Genomic DNA, 5,746 nt, shown 5'->3' on the forward strand with positions numbered 1-5,746 from the left:
CCAAGTCACGCAGGCTGCGGGCATAGTCCAAGGCAAAGCCCAGTCCGTCGATGGGGCGTTCGAAAATCAACAGCAGGCCATCGCTGCGGTCGATCAGTCGCCCGCGCCAGCGTTGCTGCAACTCCAGCACGATGCGATCGTGGCTGCGGAACAGTACGGCAGCGGCGCTATCCCCGATACGCTCGACCAATTGGGTGGAGTCCACCAGGTCGGTCAGCAATAGCGTACGCACCTGCGGTTTGCTGGCGCTGTCCATCAAGGCAGCCTCAGTCCTGCCACTCGACGCGATCACCGCCCTGGTGCTTGGCGCGATACAGCGCAAGGTCGGCTTGTTTGTACCAGTGCTCCCATGCGATTTCGGCATCCGCCGCGACCACACAGGCACCGATGCTGAGCGTGGTCATTTGTGGCGGCCGTTGATGCATCCGCTGCAGGATACGCGCACTTTCGACGATGTAACCGGCGATGCGCTCGGCTTCGTCGCGGCTGTGCCCGTGGATCAACAGACAGAATTCGTCGCCACCCAAGCGGCAGGCGATATCGTCCTGGCCGCATACCGCGCGCAACAAATTCGACACGCTTTGCAAAACACGATCGCCGGCCAAGTGGCCGTGGCCATCGTTGATTTCCTTGAAACGATCGCAATCGACCAGGATCAGGACGCTGTCGGGCAGCCTGCCTGCCAGCCGGGCCTGCTCCACATGCGCAACAAAGCCGCGCCGGTTGGTCAGCCCAGTCAATTCATCGGTACGGATCAGGATTTCGGATTGATCCAGTTGCAGCGATGTCGTGCGCAACACATCCAAGGTGTTTTGCAATTCCAGATTGCGCCGGCGCAGGCGGCCGATCAGGGCCTGCTCATTGCACACCACACGCATGATCGCGCGCCGCAGGAATTTGGCCAGCTGCTTGGGATCGCGGTCGGCCAAACGGTCGAATTCATCGCGCCCCAATTCCAGCAGCACACCCGCCTGGGTCATCACCGCGTTGGCGCTGCGTGCATGATCGCCGATCAACAAGCCCAGTTCGCCAAAGAATTCACCCACCCCCAGCGGCTTGCGCACAAGGTCATCGCCAAAGTCCAATTCGACGGTTCCGCTGGCGACCACATACATTTCCGAGCCGTGATCGCCGCGCCGGAACAACAGTTCATTGGCAACGCACTTGCGGATCTTGGCCACCTGCGCAAACAGCGCGTATTCGGCATCGTCCAGCACCGAGGCGGCCGAAGGAAATTCCTCCAGCCGACTACTCGCACTTTCCAATGGCACGACCACGCGTGCGCTCATGTCCACCGCCCCATGGCACGAATGCCGCAGGATAGCACTGCATTCATGCCTTTGTGGCAAGTGCCGCCCGCGCCCGTTGTTGCAGTGCCGGGCGCGGGACGGCTGACCTGCATCACGCCGCTGCGCGGGTGTCGTGGAACTGTTCTTCTTCGGTGCTGCCCTTCAGCGCCACCGTCGAGCTTTGCCCGCCCTGGATGGTTTGGGTGATGGCATCAAAGTACCCGGTGCCCACTTCACGCTGGTGCTTGACCGCAGTGAAGCCACGTTCGGCGGCGGCAAATTCCTTTTCCTGCAGCTCGACGAAGGCGCTCATCTGCCGGCGCGCATAGCCGTGCGCCAGATCGAACATGCCATAGTTGAGCGCGTGGAAGCCGGCCAAGGTGATGAACTGGAACTTGTAGCCATACGCTGCGATTTCTTTCTGGAACTTGGCAATCGTGGCGTCGTCCAGATTCTTCTTCCAATTGAAGGACGGCGAGCAGTTGTAGGCCAGCAACTTGCCGGGGAACTTGGCGTGGATGGCTTCGGCAAACTTGCGCGCAAATTCCAGATCCGGCTTGCCGGTTTCGCACCACACCAGATCGGCATACGGTGCGTAGGCCAGGCCACGGCTGATCGCCTGCTGCAAGCCATTTTGGGTTTTGTAGAAACCCTCCACGGTGCGCTCGCCGGTGCAGAACGGGCGGTCGTTGGGGTCAATGTCGGAGGTCAGCAGATCCGCGGCCTCGGCGTCGGTGCGCGCCACGATCAAGGTCGGCACGCCCATCACGTCGGCAGCCAGACGTGCGGCGGTCAGTTTTTCCACCGCCTCGCGGGTGGGCACCAGCACCTTGCCGCCCATGTGCCCGCACTTCTTCACCGAGGCCAACTGGTCTTCAAAATGCACCCCGGCGGCACCGGCTTCGATCATTGCCTTCATCAGCTCGAATGCATTGAGCACGCCGCCGAAACCGGCTTCGGCATCGGCCACGATCGGCTGCAGATAGTCGATGGAATTGTCACCTTCGGCATGGCTGAGCTGATCCGCACGCAGCAAGGTGTTGTTGATGCGCTTGACCACCTGCGGCACCGAGTTGGCCGGGTACAGCGACTGGTCGGGGTACATTTCGCCCGCCCCATTGGCATCGGCGGCCACTTGCCAGCCCGACAGATAAATCGCCTTCAGGCCGGCCTTGACCTGCTGCATGGCCTGGTTGCCGGTCAGTGCGCCCAGTGCGTTGACGAAATCTTCGTGCTGCAGTGACTTCCACAATTTTTCGGCACCGTGGCGAGCAATCGAATGCTCCACCGGGATGGTGCCGCGCAGGCGCACCACGTCTTCGGCGGAGTAGCTGCGGGTGATGCCGGCCCAGCGCGGGTTGTTGGCCCAGTCCAGCTTCAGTTGTTCGGCGGTTGGCAGGTGGTATTTCATGGGAAAGCCTCGTGGGATTGGCAGATGGGTGGGCGTGGGTCAATCGATGCGTTCGTACGCAGGCAGGGTGAGGAACTCGGCCAGCTCCTCGGCGTGGGTGAGGCGGTCGAGCATGCCGATGGCTTCACTGACGTGGCCGGCACCGGGCAAGTTGGGTTGTGCGGCCAACCGCGCCGGCAGGCCAATCAAGGCACGCTCCAGCAGCACGAAATCGACCGGGGTGCCATCGTCCAGCGACAGCGGCTCGCTGCCGCCATCCGCAAAATGCAGCCATTGCCACAACTGGGTGCGGGCGATTTCGGCGGTAGCGGCGTCTTCCATCAAGTGGTGGATCGGCACGCAGCCATTGCCGGCCAACCATGCGGCCAGATAACGCACGCAGACTTCGACATTGTTTTCAAAGCCCTGCCGGCTGATGGTGCCGCGCGAAGGCGTGATCAAGTCGTCGCGTGACACGCTGACATCGGCACGCGCCACTTGGCGCTGATGCGGGCCGGGCATACGCGCGTCGAACACTTCACGTGCCAGCGGGATCAGGGCCGGGTGTGCCACCCAGGTGCCATCGTGGCCGGCAGTCACCTCGCGCAATTTGTCGGCGCGCACGCGTGCCAGTGCGGCGGTATTGGCATCGGCATCGCCACTGATCGGGATTTGTGCGGCCATTCCGCCCATCGCATGCGCACCGCGACGGTGGCAGGTCTGGATCAACAATTCGGAATAGGCGCGCAAGAACGGCTGCGCCATCGTCACCTGGCCGCGCTCGGGCAGCACTTTATCGGAGTGCCGACGGAAGGTTTTGATGTAGGAAAAAATGTAGTCCCAGCGTCCGCAGTTCAACCCCACGATGCGGTCTTTCAGCGCGTGCAGGATTTCGTCCATCTCGAACGCGGCCGGCAGGGTTTCAATCAGCACGGTCACTTTGATCTGCCCATGCGGCAGGCCCAGCGCGGCCTCGATGGCGGCCAGCACCTGCTCCCACAACGCGGCCTCTTCCATCGACTGCAACTTGGGCAGGTAGAAATACGGGCCACGCGCCTTGCCGGCCAACACATGTGCGTTGTGGTAGCAAAACAGGCCGGCATCGAACAACGCTGCGGCGATCCGCGCGCCATCCACCAGCACGTGCTTTTCATCCAGGTGCCAACCGCGTGGGCGCACCAGCAGCACCGCCTGTTCGCGCTCCGGGCGCAATTCGTAGCGCTTGCCGCCAGCCTCGAACACCAGTGCCCCGGCAATCGCCGTGCGCAGCGCTTGCTGCCCGGTCAGCAGGTTGCTCCAAGTGGGCGCGGTGGAATCCTCGAAGTCGGCCATGTAGCAATTGGCGCCCGAGTTCAATGCATTGATCACCATCTTCGGGTCCACCGGCCCGGTGATTTCCACGCGGCGATCCAACAAGGCGGCCGGTGTCGGCGCCACCGTCCAGTCGCCTTGGCGAATGTGCGCGGTATCGGCGCGGAAATCCGGCAACGCACCGGCATCAAACGCCTGCTGGCGAGCGCGGCGGGCGCTCAGGCGGGCTTGCCGTTCACCTTCGAAACGGCGGTGCAGGTCAGCCAGAAACTCCAACGCGGCGGCCGGCAACAGGCGCTCCTGCCCTGGCAGGTGATGGGTGATGACAACGCCCTGCCCCGGGCGCGCTTGCAGCACTGCGGACATCGACTTCTCCGGAATTCCTGTGGGGAAGCCAACCATCCGTCAGCGTGCTGTATTTGACAAACTAGATTTATCAATAATATATATAAGAAAAATAAATACACATTTAGAATAAATGCCCAAAACACCCCCTGCAGCCCTGCGTTTTGCTTACAAAGGCTCCCGCCTGAAGCCACTGCGGGCGTTCTGTCAGGTGGCGCGCCTGGGCTCGATTTCACGCGCAGCGGAAGCACTTTTCCTCAGCCAACCGGCTGTCACCCTGCAATTGCAGGCGCTGGAGCGCGAACTGGGGGTGCGTTTGCTTGAGCGCAGCGGGCGAAGGCTCACCCCCACCCGCGAAGGCGATCTGCTGTACGCCATGGCGCGCCCACTGGTGGAAGGGCTGGACGGGCTGGCCGCCAGCTTCCGTGAGCAGGTACGTGGGCTGGATGCCGGTGAATTGAATGTGGCCGCCGGTAGCTCCACCATCCTGTATTTGCTGCCCGGGATCGTGGAGGCGTTCCGTGAACGCCACCCCGATGTGCGGCTTTCCCTGCACAATGTGACCGGTGCCAGCGGGCTGGACTTGCTGCGCAGTGACGGCGTGGACTTGGCGGTGGGCTCGATGCTGGATGTGCCGGCTGACCTCAGCTATTCGCCGGTGTATCGGTTTGAGCCGATGCTGATCATGCCGCTGGACCACCCGCTGGCCGGCAAGCGTGATTTGAGGCTGGAAGATTTATCGCCATACGGCCTGATCTTGCCGCCCAAACGCTTGACCACCTATCGGCTGGTGGACCTGGTGTTCCAGCAAAACCGGGTGCCCTATACGGTGGCACTGGAAGTCGGCGGCTGGGAGGTCATCAAGCAATACGTGGCGATGGGGCTTGGCATCAGTATCGTGACCGCGATTTGCCTGACCGAAGCCGACCGTCAGCGGCTAGCCACGCGTTCACTGGCGCGCTGGTTTCCCTCACGCAGCTACGGCATCGTAATGCGCAAAGGCAAGTTCTTGAGCCCGCAAGCGCGGGCCTTCGTCGAATTGATCCAACCCGAACTGCTGGCCCCGCGTGCCCACGACGAGGGCGGGCATTCGGAGCGGTAGTTCATTGCCCCGGCATCGGCAAGCTATCGGTTTTGTAGATCGCCACATGCGGCACGCCGTCGCTGCCGATCCAGCCGCGATACATGCCGCCGGTGTTGAACGGGAACGTCATTACCCCGTCGGCGGCCAGTGCAATCGCGCCACCGTCGCCACCGGCTTTGGGGATGTCTTTGTTGATCACATCGTTGGCCGCTTTGGGCAGTGGCTCGCCGGCCAAACGCACGCGGGCACAGATCTCATGGGCTGCAGCCGCACGGATATAAAACTCACCCCAACCCGTACTGGAGACTGCGCAGCCGGGATCGGCCC

Annotated in this window: 5 protein-coding genes and 1 pseudogene; 1 reads left to right on the plus strand and 5 read right to left on the minus strand. The window is 62.5% G+C overall.

What is annotated here, in order from left to right; genetic code table 11:
• The 4 genes and pseudogenes from QWB57_RS09525 to aceB all read right to left on the minus strand — a co-directional run.
• Nucleotides 1–256: pseudogene (locus QWB57_RS09525) on the minus strand (putative peptide modification system cyclase); the annotation flags it as partial.
• Between the two features lie 10 nt (nt 257–266).
• A complete protein-coding gene (locus QWB57_RS09530) occupies nt 267–1,289 on the minus strand; it encodes a GGDEF domain-containing protein (protein ID WP_288969295.1) in 1,023 nt (340 codons plus the stop codon).
• Nucleotides 1,290–1,401: 112 nt separating this feature from the next.
• Nucleotides 1,402–2,700 (minus strand): isocitrate lyase, encoded by a 1,299-nt coding sequence (gene aceA / locus QWB57_RS09535; RefSeq protein ID WP_288969297.1) that lies wholly within the window; start codon nt 2,698–2,700, stop codon nt 1,402–1,404.
• A gap of 39 nt (nt 2,701–2,739) precedes the next feature.
• Complete coding sequence (gene aceB / locus QWB57_RS09540) at nt 2,740–4,356, minus strand: malate synthase A (RefSeq protein ID WP_223625230.1); 1,617 nt, start codon at nt 4,354–4,356, stop codon at nt 2,740–2,742.
• A 112-nt stretch (nt 4,357–4,468) separates the two neighbouring features.
• On the opposite strand from aceB, the gene QWB57_RS09545 reads away from it, so the two are divergent.
• A complete protein-coding gene (locus QWB57_RS09545) occupies nt 4,469–5,437 on the plus strand; it encodes a LysR family transcriptional regulator (RefSeq protein ID WP_288969299.1) in 969 nt (322 codons plus the stop codon).
• Nucleotide 5,438: 1 nt separating this feature from the next.
• Here QWB57_RS09545 and QWB57_RS09550 read toward each other — a convergent pair.
• A partial coding sequence (locus QWB57_RS09550) for an isoaspartyl peptidase/L-asparaginase (RefSeq protein ID WP_288969301.1) occupies nt 5,439–5,746 on the minus strand: 308 nt, incomplete at its 5' end.

The organism is uncultured Thermomonas sp., from assembly GCF_937872235.1.
Classification (GTDB): Bacteria; Pseudomonadota; Gammaproteobacteria; order Xanthomonadales; family Xanthomonadaceae; genus Thermomonas; species Thermomonas beijingensis.